General features: G+C 66.0%; 14 protein-coding genes and 1 riboswitch. Of the genes, 5 read left to right on the forward strand and 9 right to left on the reverse strand.

All coding sequences use genetic code 11. The annotated features are described in order from the left end of the window. Positions 1-391 precede the first annotated feature (391 nt). The 5 genes from AC1DT7_RS00005 to rpiA are packed head-to-tail and all read right to left on the reverse strand — an operon-like array spanning position 392 to position 6,134. Positions 392-1,201 carry a Cof-type HAD-IIB family hydrolase gene (locus tag AC1DT7_RS00005; protein ID WP_478033369.1) on the reverse strand — a complete coding sequence of 270 codons (810 nt, stop codon included), beginning with the start codon at positions 1,199-1,201 and terminating at the stop codon, positions 392-394. Continuing rightward, positions 1,198-2,181, reverse strand: coding sequence for a phosphogluconate dehydrogenase (NAD(+)-dependent, decarboxylating) (gene gnd / locus AC1DT7_RS00010; protein WP_478033370.1), 984 nt, complete (start codon positions 2,179-2,181; stop codon positions 1,198-1,200). Before gnd ends, AC1DT7_RS00005 begins: the two co-directional genes overlap by 4 nt. Positions 2,182-2,206: 25 nt before the next feature. Continuing rightward, positions 2,207-3,334, reverse strand: coding sequence for a transaldolase (gene tal, locus AC1DT7_RS00015; protein ID WP_478033371.1), 1,128 nt, complete (start codon positions 3,332-3,334; stop codon positions 2,207-2,209). 2 nt (positions 3,335-3,336) lie between these two features. Continuing rightward, positions 3,337-5,421 carry a transketolase gene (gene tkt / locus AC1DT7_RS00020; protein ID WP_478033372.1) on the reverse strand — a complete coding sequence of 695 codons (2,085 nt, stop codon included), beginning with the start codon at positions 5,419-5,421 and terminating at the stop codon, positions 3,337-3,339. Positions 5,422-5,477: 56 nt separating this feature from the next. Then, a complete protein-coding gene (gene rpiA, locus AC1DT7_RS00025; protein ID WP_478033373.1) occupies positions 5,478-6,134 on the reverse strand; it encodes a ribose-5-phosphate isomerase RpiA in 657 nt (218 codons plus the stop codon). Positions 6,135-6,236: 102 nt separating this feature from the next. Here rpiA and AC1DT7_RS00030 point away from each other — a divergent pair, with 102 nt between their 5' ends. The 5 genes from AC1DT7_RS00030 (at position 6,237) to AC1DT7_RS00050 (ending at position 12,848) form a co-directional block, all read left to right on the forward strand. Beyond that, a complete protein-coding gene (locus AC1DT7_RS00030; RefSeq protein ID WP_478033374.1) occupies positions 6,237-6,875 on the forward strand; it encodes a DedA family protein in 639 nt (212 codons plus the stop codon). Between the two features lie 1,118 nt (positions 6,876-7,993). Beyond that, positions 7,994-8,584, forward strand: a complete 591-nt coding sequence (locus AC1DT7_RS00035; protein ID WP_478033375.1) for a hypothetical protein — start codon at positions 7,994-7,996, stop codon at positions 8,582-8,584. 460 nt (positions 8,585-9,044) lie between these two features. Further along, the gene (gene bla, locus AC1DT7_RS00040; protein WP_478033376.1) at positions 9,045-9,965 is read left to right on the forward strand and encodes a subclass B3 metallo-beta-lactamase; all 921 of its coding nucleotides are present in this window, start codon (positions 9,045-9,047) and stop codon (positions 9,963-9,965) included. Between the two features lie 89 nt (positions 9,966-10,054). After that, the gene (locus AC1DT7_RS00045; RefSeq protein ID WP_478033377.1) at positions 10,055-12,142 is read left to right on the forward strand and encodes a PA5441 family protein; all 2,088 of its coding nucleotides are present in this window, start codon (positions 10,055-10,057) and stop codon (positions 12,140-12,142) included. Positions 12,143-12,164: 22 nt separating this feature from the next. After that, positions 12,165-12,848 (forward strand): DUF3142 domain-containing protein, encoded by a 684-nt coding sequence (locus AC1DT7_RS00050; protein ID WP_478033379.1) that lies wholly within the window; start codon positions 12,165-12,167, stop codon positions 12,846-12,848. Between the two features lie 140 nt (positions 12,849-12,988). On the opposite strand, the gene AC1DT7_RS00055 is transcribed toward AC1DT7_RS00050, so the two are convergent. From AC1DT7_RS00055 to AC1DT7_RS00070, 4 genes are all read right to left on the reverse strand, one after another. Further along, entirely contained in the window at positions 12,989-13,693 is a 705-nt protein-coding gene (locus AC1DT7_RS00055; RefSeq protein ID WP_478033380.1) for a DJ-1/PfpI family protein, read from the reverse strand. Positions 13,694-13,712: 19 nt separating this feature from the next. Continuing rightward, positions 13,713-13,793, reverse strand: a riboswitch (ZMP/ZTP riboswitch). Beyond that, the gene (locus AC1DT7_RS00060; protein WP_478033381.1) at positions 13,780-15,258 is read right to left on the reverse strand and encodes a hypothetical protein; all 1,479 of its coding nucleotides are present in this window, start codon (positions 15,256-15,258) and stop codon (positions 13,780-13,782) included. (Overlaps the previous riboswitch by 14 nt.) Positions 15,259-15,262: 4 nt before the next feature. Beyond that, complete coding sequence (locus AC1DT7_RS00065) at positions 15,263-15,769, reverse strand: DUF2306 domain-containing protein (RefSeq protein ID WP_478033383.1); 507 nt, start codon at positions 15,767-15,769, stop codon at positions 15,263-15,265. A gap of 61 nt (positions 15,770-15,830) precedes the next feature. Then, positions 15,831-16,316 carry a hypothetical protein gene (locus AC1DT7_RS00070; protein WP_478033384.1) on the reverse strand — a complete coding sequence of 162 codons (486 nt, stop codon included), beginning with the start codon at positions 16,314-16,316 and terminating at the stop codon, positions 15,831-15,833. Between the last annotated feature and the right edge of the window lie 22 nt (positions 16,317-16,338).

Here is a 16,338-nt window from a genome sequence, read left to right on the forward strand (position 1 = left end):
ACGGTAACCTGTCTTGTCTGTGCGATTGGGAAATCAACCGACTGTTCGGTCGTGCGTGACAACGGCGATGGTCCCTGGCTCAGTGACGGCTGTTCAGCCAGAGAAAGAACGGGCGACATCGCCGCCGCGCCGGGGAGGGCGGCCACCCTCCCCGACGCTCATCGCAGACAATCAAGCCGCGACGAGGATGTCCAGATACAAGAAGGAGCGGATCGGGTCGATGGAGCACCCCGTCGGCACTGATCCCACGATTGTCAGCCTGGTTGAATCGGTCGCCCAATACTCCCCTCCCGCTTGCGGGAGGGGTCGGGGGAGGGCCTGTCATCATGTGCCGCGCTCGGGAGGACAGGCCCTCCCCTAGCCCCTCCCGCAAGCGGGAGGGGGATTTCGGTCATGCGCGCGGCAGGATGATGCCGTCGATTGCCTGCGCGACGCCGTCCGCGTCGTTCGCACCGGTCACGAAATCCGCCTTGGCGCGCACCTCGGCCGGGCCCTGCCCCATGGCGATCGACAGGCCGGCGCGGGCGAACATCGCCAGGTCATTGCCCTGGTCGCCGAGCACGGCGGTCTGCGCCAGCGGGGCGCCGAGCGCCGCTGCCAGATGGGTGACGCCGTCGCCCTTGTTCGCCGTGAGCGCGGTGACGTCGAGATAATAGGTCTGGGACTGCACCACGGTCGCCCGTGCCCCGAACGCCGCCGCCGCGCGCTCGGTCAGCGCGCCGAGCAGAGCCGGATCGTCGCTGACGAAGGTGAGCTTGTCGGCGCGGTCATACAATGCCGTGAAGTCGGACACGATCACGGGCGCCTGGTTCGATGACACCCGCTCGGAATCGACATGATGGCCCTGCTCGTTGCTGGCATACCAGAGGTCGTCGGCGAACACCCAGATATCGACCGCCGCACCGGCGATCAGGTCGAACACGCCGCGCACCACGTCCGGATCGATCCGATGCTGTTCCACCACCGTTCCATCACGGCGGAAGATGGTGCCGCCGTTGAAGGCGCCCATCACATCGTCGATCGCCAGCGCATCGGCGATCGGCATCATGCCCGATCGCGGCCGCGCGCTGATGATGGTGAAGCCGATGCCTGCGGCGCGCAGCCGGCCGACCGCGGCGATCGTGCCGGGCGTCAGCTGCTTCTTCCTGTCGACCAGGGTGCCATCGAGATCGGAGACGACGAGCCTGACGGCCCCACTCATTGAGGCATCTCTACATGGCCGCCGAAACCGAAGCGCATGGCCGAGAGCAATTTGTCGCCGAAGGTGTGGTCGACCCGGCTGCGATAGCGCGCGAACAGGGCGGCGCTGAGCACGTTGACCGGCACCGCCTCTTCCATCGCTGCCTCGATCGTCCAATGGCCCTCGCCCGAATCGGCGACCTTGCCGGAAAATTTGTCGAGCTGCTGGTCGTCGGCCAGGGCCGAGGCCGACAGGTCGAGCAACCAGGACGAGATCACGCTGCCGCGCCGCCATACTTCGGCGATGTCGGTCAGGTTGAGATCGAAACGCTCGTCCTCGGGCAGCTTCTCCGAAGACTTGCCCTTCAGGATGTCGAAGCCCTCGGCATAGGCCTGCATCAGGCCGTATTCGATGCCGTTATGGACCATCTTCACGAAATGGCCCGAGCCTGGAGGGCCGGCATGGATATAGCCCTGCTCGGCGCGCGGATCCTCGCTCTTGTCGCCGCGATTGGGCGTGCGCGGGATCGTGCCGAGGCCGGGCGCTAGCGCCGCGAGGATCGGATCGAGCAGGTCGACCGCTTCCTTGTCGCCGCCGACCATCATGCAATAGCCGCGCTCCAGCCCCCAGACGCCGCCCGAGGTACCGACATCGACATAACGGATCTGCTTCTCCGCCAGGGCTTTCGCCCGGCGGATATCGTCCTTGTAGAAGCTGTTGCCGCCATCGATGACGATGTCGCCGGGCTTCGCGAAGCCGGCGATGGTCGCGATCGTATCCTCGGTCGGCGCGCCGGCGGGGAGCATCACCCAGAAGATCGCCGGGCTGGCGAGCTTGGCGTGCATGTCCTCCAGCGAGTCGGCGCCGACCGCACCGTCCCCGACCAGTTCGGCGACGGCCTTGGGATCGCGGTCGAACGCGACGGTTTCATGCCCCGCCCGCATCAGCCGCCGCGCAATGTTTCCACCCATGCGGCCAAGGCCGATCAGTCCGATACGCATTGGCAATCTCCGGGTGGGTGGGGCGTCAGTTGGCCGTTTCTGGATGCTTCGCAGCGATCGCCCCGAGCAGGGTGTCGAACGCAGCGGTGAAAGACGCAACGCCTTCCTCGACCAAGGTATCCGTGACCCCGTTCAAATCCAGGCCGAGCCGTTCTGCCTCGGCGAGCGTGTGGCGGGCGGCATCGACATCCTGGGTCAGCGTTTCCGCCGCAGTGCCATGGTCGCGAAACGCATCCATGGTCTTGGGCGGCACGGTGTTGACCGTGTCCTTGCCGATCAGCGTGTCGAGATAGAGCGTGTCGGGATAGTCCGGGTTCTTGGTGCCGGTCGACGCCCAGAGCAGCCGTTGCGGCATCGCACCCTTGGCAGCCAGCGCCTGCCAGCGATCCGAGTCGATGAATTCCTCATACCAGGCATAGGCCAGCTTGGCGTTGGCGATGGCGACCTTGCCGCGCACGGCCTTCAGCGCCTCCGCCTCGGCATCGCCGTCCTTCACGCGGGCATCGATCTTGTCGTCGATCTTGCTGTCGATACGGCTGACGAAGAAGCTGGCGACGCTGGCGATCCGGTCGATCGGCTCGCCGCGCAACGCGCGATCCTCGAGCCCGTCGACATAGGCGAGGGCCACCGCCTTGTACGCCTCGATCGAGAAGAGCAGCGTGACGTTGACGTTGATCCCTGCATCGATCGTCGCGGCGATGGCCGGAACGCCGGCGGGCGTGCCGGGGATCTTGATCATCAGGTTCGGCTTGTCGACCGCCGCCCACAACTTCTTCGCCTCGGCGATGGTGCCGTCGGTGTCGTTGGCGAGATAGGGCGAAACCTCCAGGCTGACATAGCCGTCCTTGGCATTCAGCCGGTCATAGACCGGGCGAAGCGTGTCGGCCGCGGTCTGGATATCCTGGATGGCGAGGTGCTCGTACCGCGCCATCGCGGGCGCGCCGGGATGCGCACGGTCGAATTCGGCAAGTGCGGCGTCATAGGCGTCGCCATGCCCCATCGCCTTTTCGAAGATCGACGGGTTGGAGGTGACGCCGGTCAGGCCATCCTCGTCGACCAGCTTCTGCAACCCGCCTTCGGCGAGGAACTTGCGGTCGACGAAATCGAGCCAGACGGCCTGGCCCTTGGCGGCGAGATCCTTGAGGAGGCTCATGATCAATCCTTTCCGAGCAATTCGCGGGCGACCTTCACGACATTGTCGACGGTGAACCCGAACTTGTCCTGCAGCTTCGCGATCGGGGCGGAGGCGCCGAAGGTCGACATGGTGACCGTCTTGCCGTCGAGCCCGACATACCGATCCCAACCGATCTCGCCGCCCATCTCGATCGCGATACGGGCGGTGACGCCCTTGGGCAGGACCGATTCCTTATAGGCCTGATCCTGCAGCTCGTAGCGATACCAGCTCGGCATCGACACGACGCGCGAGCGCACGCCCTGAGCAGTAAGTTCCTCATGCGCCTTGACCGCCAGCGACACTTCGCTGCCCGTGGCGATCAGGATGACCTCCGGGTCGGCATCGCCGGCGAGGATGTAAGCGCCCTTCATCAGGCCTTCGGCCGAAGCATATTTCGTCCGATCGAGCGTCGGCAGCGCCTGGCGCGACAGGACCAGGCTGGTCGGCCGGTACTTGTCCTCCAGCGCGGCGCGCCACGCCCAGGCAGTCTCGTTCGCGTCGCCGGGGCGGATCGTATCGAGGCCGGGAATCGCGCGCAGCGTGGCGAGATGCTCGATCGGCTGATGGGTCGGGCCGTCCTCGCCCACGCCGATCGAATCATGCGTGAAGACGAAGATAGAGGGCAGCTCCATGATCGCGGCGAGGCGGATCGGCGGGCGCATATAATCGGCAAAGACCATGAAGGTGGAGCCGTAGGAGCGCAGGTGCGACAGCGCCATGCCGTTCACGACCGCGCCCATGCCATGCTCGCGCACGCCGAAATGGAAGTTGGAGCCGCCATAATTATCGGCCTCGAACGACGCCTTGCCCTTCACGTCGGTCTTGGTCGAGGGCGCGAGATCGGCCGAGCCGCCGATCAGGAACGGCACGCGGTTGGCAATGGCGTTGAGCACCTTGCCGCCCGCATCGCGCGAGGCAATGCCCTTCTCGTCGGCGTCGAACACCGGGATATCGGCGTCCCAACCCTCGGGCAGTTCGCCCTTGAGCAGCAGGTCGAGTTCCGCCGCGAGATCACCATTGGCCTTGCGATAGTCGGCGAACATCGCCTCCCAGGCTTCGCGCAGCGGCCGGCCGCGATCGGCGATCGACTTTTCGAACGCTTCGGCGACGCCGTCCGGCACCAGGAAGTCGGCGTCCTCGGGCCAGCCATAGGCCAGCTTGGTCGCCTTGATATTCTCGGCGCCGAGCGGCTCGCCATGCGCCTTCTCGCTGCCGGCGCGGGGGCTGCCCCAGCCGATGATCGAATGCACGACGATGAAGGTCGGGCGGTCATTGGTCGCCTTGAAGCTGGCGAACGCATCGGCCAGCGCGCCGCAATCATTGGCGTCATCGACATGGATGACATTCCAGCCATAGGCCTGGAAGCGCATACCGACATCCTCGTCGAACGCGAGATTCGTGTCGCCCTCGATGCTGATATGGTTGCTGTCGTAGATCCAGCACAGGTTGGACAGCTTGAGGTGGCCGGCGAGCGAGGCGGCCTCGGCCGAGACGCCCTCCATCATGTCGCCGTCGCCGCACAGCGTATAGACGTCATGGTCGAACAGGTCGAAGCCCGGCTTGTTGTAGCGCGCGGCGAGCCAGCGCTCCGCGATCGCCATGCCGACCGAGTTGCCGCAGCCTGCGCCGAGCGGGCCGGTCGTCGTCTCGACGCCGGTGGTGTGGCGATATTCGGGATGGCCCGGCGTCTTCGAGCCGAGCTGGCGGAACTGCTCGATGTCATTGAGGCTGACGGCGAGATTGCCGGTCGGCTTGCCGTCGCGATCGATCTCCTTGACGCCGGCGAGGTGCAGCAGCGCGTAGAGCAGCATCGAGGCGTGGCCGACCGAGAGCACGAAACGGTCGCGATTGGGCCAGTCGGGCTTGTCCGGATCGGTGCGCAGGAACTGCGACCATAGTGTGTGACCGACCGGCGCGAGCGCCATCGGCGTGCCGGGGTGGCCGGAATTCGCCTTCTGCACAGCGTCCATCGAGAGCGTGCGGATGGTGTCGATCGCCAGGCGTTCGGGCGAACCGTCTTCGTGGAGACCCTTGACGGGGGCGCTGGCCGTTGCGGCGTCGGACATGGAGTAAACTCGCTTTCGTATTCCGGTGGCCGAACGCCCCCGGAGGCTGGTGGTTGCTATCTGTCGAGCCGGATCACGCGGCCGCCCCCGCCGATATAGGCGCAATCGACCTCGTCAAGGAAAAGGCCATGCCCGAGAACGCCGGGGATCGCAGAAAGCCCCATGGCCAGGGCGCAAGGATCGGGCATTTCAGCGAAAAAACAGTCCAGGATGATATTGCCCTGATCCGACCGCGCATCGCGCTGAACCACTTTCGCGCCGAGATCCGCGAGCCGAGTCGCGACAAAGGCGCGGGCGAAGGGCAGCACCTCGACCGGCAGCTTCGCCTTGCCGATCCGTTCGACCCGCTTCGAGTCGTCGGCGATCACGATCATCCGGCGCGAGGCGGCGGCGACGATCTTTTCGCGGAGCATGGCGCCCCCGGCCCCCTTGATCGCGTACAGCCGGCCGTCGATCTCATCGGCGCCGTCGATGGTGAGATCGACCGACTCGACGGTCGCGAAATCGACCAGCGTGATACCCGCCATGCGCGCCATCGATTCGGTGCGGAGCGAGGTCGCCACCGCGCGGATATCGAGCCCGCCGCGCACCAGTTCGCCCAGCCGGCCGATCGCGAAGGCAGCGGTCGAGCCGGTGCCGAGCCCCACCAGCATGCCCGACTTCACTTCCTCCACCGCGGCAAGGGCTGCGGCGCGTTTGTCGTCGTCGGTCATGCAGGGCCTCTGTCGGATGAAGCCCCTTCCTAGCATCCCGCGAACCGCCCCGACAGATTTTCCACTGGCGACAAACGCCCGCTTCGCAGAAAGGGGGAACCCATGATCGAGAAAATCATCGCGATACTCGCGACCTTCACCATCGCCGTCATCTCCCGGGGGGGATATCTCGGCATCGCGCTGCTGATGGCGATCGAATCGGCCTGCATCCCGCTGCCGTCCGAGATCATCATGCCGTTCGCGGGCTATCTCGTGTCGGTCGGCCAGTTCAACCTGTACCTCGCGGCGACCGCCGGGGCGATCGGCTGCAACCTGGGCTCGATCGTCGCCTATGAAGTCGGCAAGCGCGGCGGGCGGCCGCTGGCCGAGCGCTGGGGCAAATATGTGCTGATCGGCCCGGGCGAGCTCGACATGGCAGACCGCTTCTTCGACCGCTGGGGCAATCAGGCGGTGCTGATCGGGCGGCTGCTGCCGGTGATCCGGTCGTTCATCGCTTTCCCGGCGGGTGTCGCACGGATGAAGCTGGTGCCGTTCCATATCTACACCTTCATCGGATCCTGGCCCTGGTGCTTCGGCCTCGCCTGGGTCGGCATGGTGCTGGGCGACAAATGGAACAGCGACCCGCGCATGAAGGCGGCGTTCCACAGCGCCGACGCGCTGATCGGCGTGGTGCTGGTCGCACTCGCCGGCTTTTACATCTGGCACCGGGTGCGGGGGCTGAAGGCCAAGCCGAAGGACTAGATCCGGGGTTGATTCGGCAAGTATCGGAGGCGGATTTTCCAGTAACGGGAGATCAATCGATCCGGTCCATGCCAAGTATTGCGGGATTTTTGCCACCCAACGTCGACCCCGATTTTTCGAGCTGCGCGAGCCTATGGGCTGTCGTTTTTCTAATGTTTCGACACACGACATCGGAACGGGGCGGGAAGTATTCCTGGTAGGGCGCCGCGACGGCATGCACTTTACCGGCGCCATACTTGCCGAATTATGAGAATGATATGCCGAGACCATGCGGTGTCTTTCCTGCGCATCCGGGCCGGCGAAACAGATGCCGCTACCCGTTCGCGCGATGATGCGGCCAACGATCGGCAAACTGAATCGATATCGGGCATCGACCAGGTGGGGACGTCGGCATGTGCACCGGCTGGCCGACGACGACCGTTTTCGCCCCAATAGCCGATGTTTAAGAGACGTCAGGCGCTGGTGGGCACGCATGATCTCGTACCGCCAACCGGATGATGCTATTTCCAGAGTGCCAGATTTTTACGCCGCTGTCCGAGTGTATCGGGCCGCCATACGCTTCCGTATTGTTGAAGGCGGGTGAACTCTCGTCAAAGTCGGAGTAGCTAAATCTCCGCCCCGCTACAAACAAGCGCTCGGAGTCATGCCCCGAATGCGGCATAGGGTGAAAACCTTGCAAGCACCCCTCCACGAACGACAACTGCCCTCTTCGTTCCAACGCTTCGAAGTCAGCCTTTTGGCAAAAATGGTTTATCGTGGCGAAGCTCGCAATTGATCCTGTGATCAGACAGAAAGCTAAGCCAAATACTTTCGCCGCAGTCCCTTTGGGACCGCGATAAAACGGAGAATTGCGTATCTTCTCTGGTATAAATATCGAGAGTAGCCCCGCGAGCGGAAGCAGGAACATCCAGCCCACCTCCCTCCACCATTGGTCAGGCGACGTCCCCAGGTCGTAAACTAGCCGAAACACGTCCACCCCAATTCCATGCGCTTTAAGGCCGACATAGCGCGGATTCAGGCCTCGCTAAAGGACAGCTTTCCACCCATCCCGGCCATTCAAGGTTTATGAGCCTAGGCTTAGCTTTTCGTACCTCCTGAAAGAAGAGATGTTTGGGTAGATGTTCGCAGCCGCCATCTTGATCGCCGCAGCCCAGCTTTCGGCATCGTTCCTTGATGGGTATGAGCAAATCTCGCCCCAAGTTGCCGCCCAGCGCGTGGCCGCTTGCGGGGTGGGCGCGGTGACCGTGAGGTCTGATAAGACCCTGGACGCCGACATACTTGTAGTTCCGGCAGCGGCGGTTTCCGATCGGCAGCTTACCTGTGTGGACAAAGCGTCGAGCTTTTATGACGTGGAGCTGGCCCCGTCTATTCAGCCCCGCTTCAATGCAATCAGGGAGGCGCGTTCGGCAGCATTGACGACGTCCGAGGCTCTTAAATGGTTGAAGGCCCATCATCTTCTGGACCGACTACCCAAGTATGAGGCCGGTGTGACCGACGACGCGGTGTTCGGCCGCGAAGTCGAGCAACTGTGCGGCGCGGATCAGGCTCTTCAATCCCGCTATGGCCCGCACGCGCTTAGCCCTGACTGGGTGATGCGGCACGCAACAGACGCTCCCTCCGAGGACGGGGCTATGGCCTGCCTGTTGAACGTGGCCTGGGCCACCGGGTTCAAGATGGGCTTCATCGGCAATGAGCAAGCTGCACCCTAGAACGGAGATGCTCCGATCCACGGTTGTCCTGGCGTTGTTGCTCGCGGCGTGTTCCGTCGATGGTCCGGTTGACCGCGAACAGGCCGCTCAGCGCGCCAAAACCGCTCTCGTCGACCAATATGGCATGTATTTCCCTTCCGATCGGCGGCGCCGGCTCCAGCATAGAGTCGACTCCCAAGGTCGAAATTGGCGGGTATATTTCTGGGATCTGGAAGCGGGGACCGGAGGTGACGCGTGGATCACCGTCGAAAAGAAGACCGGCCGAGTGGTGGCAATCGGTGTAGGTCAGTAGACGGCGCCGCTTTCGTCTCACCCGGACTTCCAACCCAATGCTCATTACCCCCTGAGCGCGACAAGCGGCGGAGCCCCAAATCCAATTGGGGTCTCCGTCGAGATAAGATGCTTTGTCGGGCGGGCGGCGCCGCGACATCGTCGCGCGAGCAATTTGGGAGAACGAGCGATGAAGCGGATGATAGTCGGCGGCGTGGTAGGGGCGGTGATGGCGTCGGTGGCGGCGATGGCCGGCGCACAGGCGGACGATCCGCTGACCCGGCCGATCGCGCCCGAGGCCGCCGCGCGCTGGCTGACGCCGCAGGCGCCGGTGCGCATCCATGGCAATTTCTATCTGGTCGGGTTCGGTGCGCTGAATGTCGGGCTGATCCGCACCAGCGCCGGCCTGATCCTGATCGATGGCGGCGTCCCGCAGGGGGTGGCGCAGGTCGAGGCGCATATCCGCCAGCTCGGTTTCCGGGTGAAGGATGTGAAGTTCATCCTGAGCACCGAGCCGCATTTCGACCATGCCGGCGGCCTGGCCGCGCTGGCCCGCGACAGCGGCGCTCAGGTGGTGGCGAGCAAGGCGGGCGCCCGGACCCTAGGGCTCGGCCATAGCGAGGCGGACGATCCGCAATTCGGCGAGCTCGCAGCCTTTCCAGCGCCGACGAACATCCGGACGATGAAGGACGGCGAGACGCTGCGGCTGGGCGACACCACCGTCACCGCGCGCGCGACGCCGGGCCATACGGCAGGCAGCATGAGCTGGACCTGGCGGTCCTGCGCGGCCGGCGCCTGCCGCAATATCGTGTTCGGATCGAGCCTCAACCCGATCTCGGCCGACGGCTATCGCTTCACCGATCCGGCGCATGCCGCGGTCGTCGCGTCGTTCCGCAAGACCTTCGACGCCTTCGCGGCCCTGCCCTGCGACATCCTGGTCACCTCGCACCCGGATGCATCGGGCGGCGATGTGAAGATGGCCAGCTTCCTCAACCGCAAGGCGCCCAACCCGTTCGTCGATCCTGGCGCCTGCCGTGCCTATGTGGCGAAGTACCGGACCGTGTTCGAGACCCGCCTCGCCGGCGAACGGGACGGCACGGCGAAGCCCTGAGGCCCGGATTCATCGCGGCCGTCGCTTCGCGCTCGACCCGCCGGCCTGTCCCGGTGCAAAGGGGGGGCGTCGAGCAGGAGAGTGACGCGATGTTTCGGATAGGCGCGCTGGTCGTGGCGGTACTGCTGTCGCTGGCGTGGCAGGCCCCCGCCCGGGCGAGCGGCGATTTCGGCTGCACGCAGGAATGGAAGCTGAAGCACAAGGCGATGACCGGGTGCGCCGACATGGCGATCATCGGCCCCGCCAACGACACGCGTGTCAATCTCAGCCTGTTGCTGCTCGACATGCGCAGCGGCAAGCCGGGCGGCGACGCGCCTGCGCCGCCGCTCGCCTTGTTCGACTGGCTGGCTTTCCAGAAATATTATTTTCCGCAGGCCGACCAGACCGCCGACACCAGCTATGCCGAGGGCGAGGGATCGCGCTGCCGGAGCAACGACAGCGGCACAGAGGCGTTCGCGACCGCGCTGGGCACGGCGCGGCAGGTACCGGAGGCTGAACGGACGGCGCTGATCACGGCGCGGCGGGCGCTCCAGCCCAATTGCACCGGCGCGAGCGGTGACGCCGGCATCGCCGACCGGATCAAATCATCGACCGGCAAGGCGTTTGTCCGCTACCTGCAAGGCGCCAATGCCTTTTACGGCGGCGATTACGACACCGCCGCCGCGCGCTTCGCCGCGCTGCACGGCGCCGACCAGCCCTGGCTGCGCGAGACGGCGGATTACATGATCGGCCGGGTCGAGGTGAACCGGGCGCAGATCGACGCCTTTGATGAGTATGGCTATCCCAAAGGGGCAGCCGTTGCCAATGCGGCGGTGATCGCGGGGGCCGAAGCGGCACTGCGTGCCTATCTCCGCGATTATCCCAAGGGCCTCTATGCCGGGTCGGCGCGCGGGCTGCTGCGCCGGGTCTATTGGCTCGGCGGACGAGACGACAAGCTGGGTGCCGAATATGCCGCGCTGTTCGCCCAGGGTGGTGTCGGCGGCGGCGTCGATGGCGGCGCGCTGGCCGACGAGATCGACAACAAGCTGCTGCCCCGGCTGAAGATCGCCGACACGACCGATCCGATCCTGCTTGCCGTGCTCGACCTTGGCCGGATGCGCGACAACAAGGGCAACCTCCTCACCCCGTCGGACGAACCGCCGATCAGCCTGGCCGATCTTGAGGCGCAGCGCCCGCGTTTCGCCGCCAACCCGGCGCTGTTCACCTATCTGCTCGCGGCGCATGCCTTCTTCGTCCAGGACAAGCCCGATGCCGTGCTGACGCTGATCCCGGATGCGGCGCGGCAGGCCGATTTCTCCTATCTCGAGTTCAGCCGCCAGATGCTGCGCGGTGCCGCGCTCGACGCGGTGAAGGATCGCAATGCGCGCGGCTTCTGGCTCGAGATGCTGCCGGGCACGAAGCGCCCGTTCCAGCGCCCGGCGATCGAGCTCGCTCTGGCATTGCATGACGAGCGGGCCGGGGCGCTCGACGGGCTGTTCGCCGCCGGATCGCCGGTGCGCACGCCCGACATTCGCGAGATACTGCTGACCAATGTCGCCGGCCCGGCGCTGCTGCGGCGCCAGGCGAAAGACATGCAGGCGCCGAAACACGAGCGCGACGTCGCGCTGTTCACGCTGCTCTACAAGGATCTGACGCGGGGCGCCTATCGCGACTTCCTGGCCGATCAGGCGCTGGTGCCGGCCGACGCGCCCGCCGAGGGCAATTTCTACGACCTGCGCGGCGGGGACCAGGCGCCGACCGGCATGTTCGGCCAGACCAAGAGCATGGGCGATTATGACTGCCCGGCGCTGAAGGAGGTTGCGCGACAGCTTGCCGCCGAACCGCGCAATGCGACGGCGCTGCTGTGTCTCGCCGATTTCATGCGGGCGACCGGGTTCGACGGTTATATTCTCGATGCCAGGCAGCCGGCGGACGAGCTGGGCGGCACCCCTTCCCTGTTCCCGGGCGGATCCTTCTCGCGGCTCGAGCTGTACAAGGGCATCATCGCCGACCCGAAGGCACCAGCCCCCGACAAGGCCTATGCCCTGTTTCGCGCGATCAACTGCTATGCGACATCCGGCAATAATAGCTGCGGCGGTACCGAGGTGCTGATCGCGCAGCGCAAGGCGTGGTTTACCCGGCTGAAAAAGGACTATCCGGCATCGCGCTGGGCGCAGGAGCTGCGTTATTATTGGTAGGGCGGGTCGCCTCCTTGCCCTGATGCTGGCGCTCTCCCTGCCGGGCGCCGCCCGGGCCCACGAGCGGGTCGATGCCGCCCGGTACGATGCCTTCTGGTTGTGGGCGGGGGTCAAGCCGCAACCCGCGCTCGCAACGGCGAAGACCCTGTATCTGCTGCAGGGCCAGGTGTCGGTCCGCCAACCCGTGCGGTTGGCCGCGCAGCGCCCGGCGGTGCCGCGGGTGCGTGGCCCCGAAGTCTGGATGGTGGTGCGGGTCGAGACGATCAAGTGGCCGCCCGCGGTCTATGCCCAGGTCCTGGCGCAGCTCGCGCGGTGGCGCGCGGCGGGGAACAAGGTGGTCGGCGTGCAGATCGATTTCGATGCGCGCACCCGGCACCTCGAAAACTATGCAGCGTTCCTGAAGGATCTGCGCCGCCGCCTTCCCGCCGATTGCCGGCTGGGCATCACCGGCCTGCTCGACTGGAGTAGCAATGGCGATCCCCGCGGCCTCGACGCGCTGGCGGGGGCGGTCGATGAGGTGGTGCTGCAGATCTATCAGGGACGGCGGGTGATCCCCGGCTATGCCGGCTATCTCGCGCGGCTCGACCGGATGAAGATCCCGTTCCGCATTGGCTTATTGCAGGGCGGGGAATGGCGGGCGCCGCCGGGGCTGGAGGCGCATCCGCAGTTTCGGGGATATGTGGTGTTTCTGCTGAATCCACGCTGAGGCTGGCGGCCACTTTCTGCTTCCCCGGCGGAGGCCGGGGTCCAGTCGGGATGTCTTTGATAACAGCGCGCAACGCTTGATCCTCTGATCTTCCCGAACTGGACCCCGGCCTTCGCCGGGGAACGCAACGGGGGGATGGGTCAGGAAGTACCGCGCATCATCCGCTCCGCCGCGGCCTCGGTCTGCGCATCACGGCCCGGTGCGGATTTCGCGACGAGCGCCCGATATTGCGCCAGCGTTTCCGCATCGGCCCGCTCGGGCGATCCCGAATCGAACGGCGGTGACGGGTCATATTCCAGGCTGAGCTGGACCAGCCGGGCATGCGCCTCGCCGCGGATCGCCGCGGTCAGGGCGAGGCCGAAGTCGATGCCGGCCGTCACCCCGCCGCCGGTCGCGCGGTTGCGGTCGATCACCACGCGTTCCTTCACCGGGATCGCGCCGAACGCGGCGAGGTGGTGGTGCGATGCCCAATGGGTCGTCGCACGGTAGCCCTTGAGCAACCCGGCCGCGCCGAGCAGCAGCGCACCGGTGCAGACGCTCGTCACCCAGGTAGCGCCGGCGGCCGCCCGTTCGACCCAGGCAAGCGTGGCCGCATCCTCCATCGCATCGTTCACGCCGAAGCCGCCGGGGATGCAGAGGATGTCGGGCTGGGCCGCATCGGCGAAGCTGGCGGTCGGCAACAGGGCGAAACCGGCATCGGTCGGCACCGGCGCCCTGTCGCGCGCGACGAGGTCGATCGTGACATTGCCGAGCCGCGACAGGACTTGTGCCGGGCCGGTCAGATCGAGCTGGGTGACGTTCGGGAAGAGCAGGAAGGCGACGCGGATAGGCGTGAAGTCGGGCATGGTGACTCTCCTTGGTCAAGAGATCTGCCCAGGCGAGCGGCGTCAGTACCTCCCGCGCTTCCCCGTGGTGCTCCACGATTCGCCAGTCACGCGGGAGCCGCGTTGATATCCCCCCGCGCCGCCGGCGACAAGATCGCCAGCCGGACCAGCCAGGCGAGCAGCGGCACCGCCACGACCAGATAGGGGACCAGGCCGATCGCGCCCTGCCAGCCCCAATACTCGCCGGCGATGGTGTTGACCTCACCGCGAAACAGGCGGGTCATGACCGGGTCGATCAGCGGGAAGCGATAGCCGTGCGGCGCCGCGATCTCGCAGGCGGCGACGCCGAAATTGATGAACAGGCCCGAGCCGATCAACCCGGCGAGCCAGCCCCTGCCCGTCGCGCTCCACGCCTGCCACAAGGGCGCGATCCCCAGGCAGAGGAAACCGACCATCGGCAGCGAATGGCGCGGGCCGGTGGAATGGCCGCCGTCCCAATAGACATAGGCGGCATTGTACAGCAGCATGGCGATCGTGATCGTCGCGCAGAGCCAGCCGAGATCGCGCGTCTGCGGCGCGCGGATCAGCCGGACCAGCCCGAAGGGCGCGAGCAGCAGGACGGGCGCCAGCCAGACAATGCCACGCTCGGTGCCGAAGACGATCTGCCACAGCACCTCCGCCTTGGGATAGGTGAGGCCGAAAAAGCCCTGCTGCATGCCGTTGAAGCCGACCACGCCCTGATACCCGACCTTGAACGGCGTGCCGAAGGCGATCGTATTATAGGCGAGCAGCGGCAACAGCGCGACGATGCCCGCCGCCACCGCGATGCCGAACAGCCGTGCCCGGGCCGTCCAGGCGATGTTCCGCGTCCGCCAGAGCACCCAGATGCCGATCGGCAAGGCGGGGATGACCGCGGGGAATTCGACGACCAGCGCCCAGCCGAGCGCCAGGCCGGCCATGATCGGATAACGAATCCGCCCGATCTCCCGCTCGCCCGAGGTGCCGCGCCAGATCGCCCAGGTCGCGATCAGCAGCAGCGCACCAACCGGGGCATGGCCGAACAGGGTGGTCGACCAGCCCCACACCGGGGTCGCCATCGCATAAGCGAGCGCGGTGACGAAGCCGGCGCGCGGGCTGCCGGTGATGCCGGTCGCGAGATCGAGCAGCAGCACGGCGGCAAAGGCGGTCAGCACCGCGACCGTCATCGCCACCGCGATGCGCAGCCGCAGCCGCATATAATCCCAGAGGTCCTGGCTGCCGATATCCTTGGACATATGGGTCGCGGTCGTGCCGGTCAGCATATCGGCGATCCACACGGCAGGCATGGTCATGATCGTCATGCCCGGTGCCTTGTCGAGATAGGTGTGCTTGCCGAACGCCGCCTTGTCGATCGTCAGGTCGCGAAACTCGTCGATCGTCGCATCATGCTGTTCGACCAGCGAGATCGCGGCGAACATGCGGGTCGCGTTGTTGGCGTTGTACGCTGACGAGCCGAACCAGCTGATCGAGATCCACACCAGGATGAACAGGCCGAGCGCGAGCTTGTGCGGCGCGCGGACGGGCGTGGAGGAGATCGTCTGGGTCACGATGTCAGCCGAATAGCCAGGCGCCGAGCATGCGTCCGAAAGGGAAGGTGAAGAAGCCGGCGATGAGCAGCGCGCCCGTCACCATGCCGCGCACCATCCTGCGGTGCCGCGTAACCTGATGGTTGCGCGCCGTCCACCAGATGAGCGGCGCGACCAGCACGACATAGGCGGAGATGATGTGGATGACCCCGAGATTGCCGTGGCTCTCGCGCACGCCGAAGGAGATGATCGCGGTCAGGAGCATCGCCGCGACCCAGATCCTGCCGAGCAGGCGGTGAAGGCCGTCACCGCGCGGGCGCAGCAGCATCACCGAGGTCAGCGCCAGCGCGGGGAGGATCGTCGCGAGATGCGCCCAGACCAGGACCGGGACCATGCCCCAATGCGGATAGCCCCGCGCCAGCGCCACCAGCACCGTCGCCAACAGCACCGCCGCCGCGATCGCCAGGAATTTCTCATAGCCATCAACGGCGAGCGGGTTTGCCCGCGCCGTTCCGGCCGTCATCGTCGCCATTGCCTGCCCCCTTAGCGGAAAGGGAGATCCCTAACCGAAGCCGCCATAAGAGGTCAAAAGATCAGGGCAACGAATCCTCGAGCCGCTGCTGGGCGGCCTTTTTCTGCTGGTTCTCGCGCTTGGCCTGCTGCGCCTGCTGGAGGAAGCAGCCGCTCTGCCCGCCCGCGCCGACCGTCGAGCAGCTTCCGATGCCGCCGCCAACGGTGGTGTCGTTGACCAGCCCCTGCGCCTTCACGGCCCAGCTCTGATTCTCGGGCGTGATCTGCAATTCGCGCACGTCCTTGGGAATGCGGAACTGCTCGCTGGGGTTGCCGCGCACGCAGACGACGACCTCGCCGCCTTCCGAATTGGTCGGGCAGCGTTCGTTGCCGAACAGGGTGACGACGCCATTGACCGGCGCGCTGCGCGACACCTCGGCCGGGCCCTTCGGCACCACCACCCGCGGACCGGGCAGCGAGGGCCCGACGACCTGGGCCGCGACCGGGACAGCGGCCAGGCCGGCCGCGGCCAGCGCCAGGGCTGACACCATGATCCTGACAATCATCATTCTCTCCCGTCCTCAATCCGCC

The organism is Sphingomonas sp. P3_C6 (genome assembly GCF_056402595.1).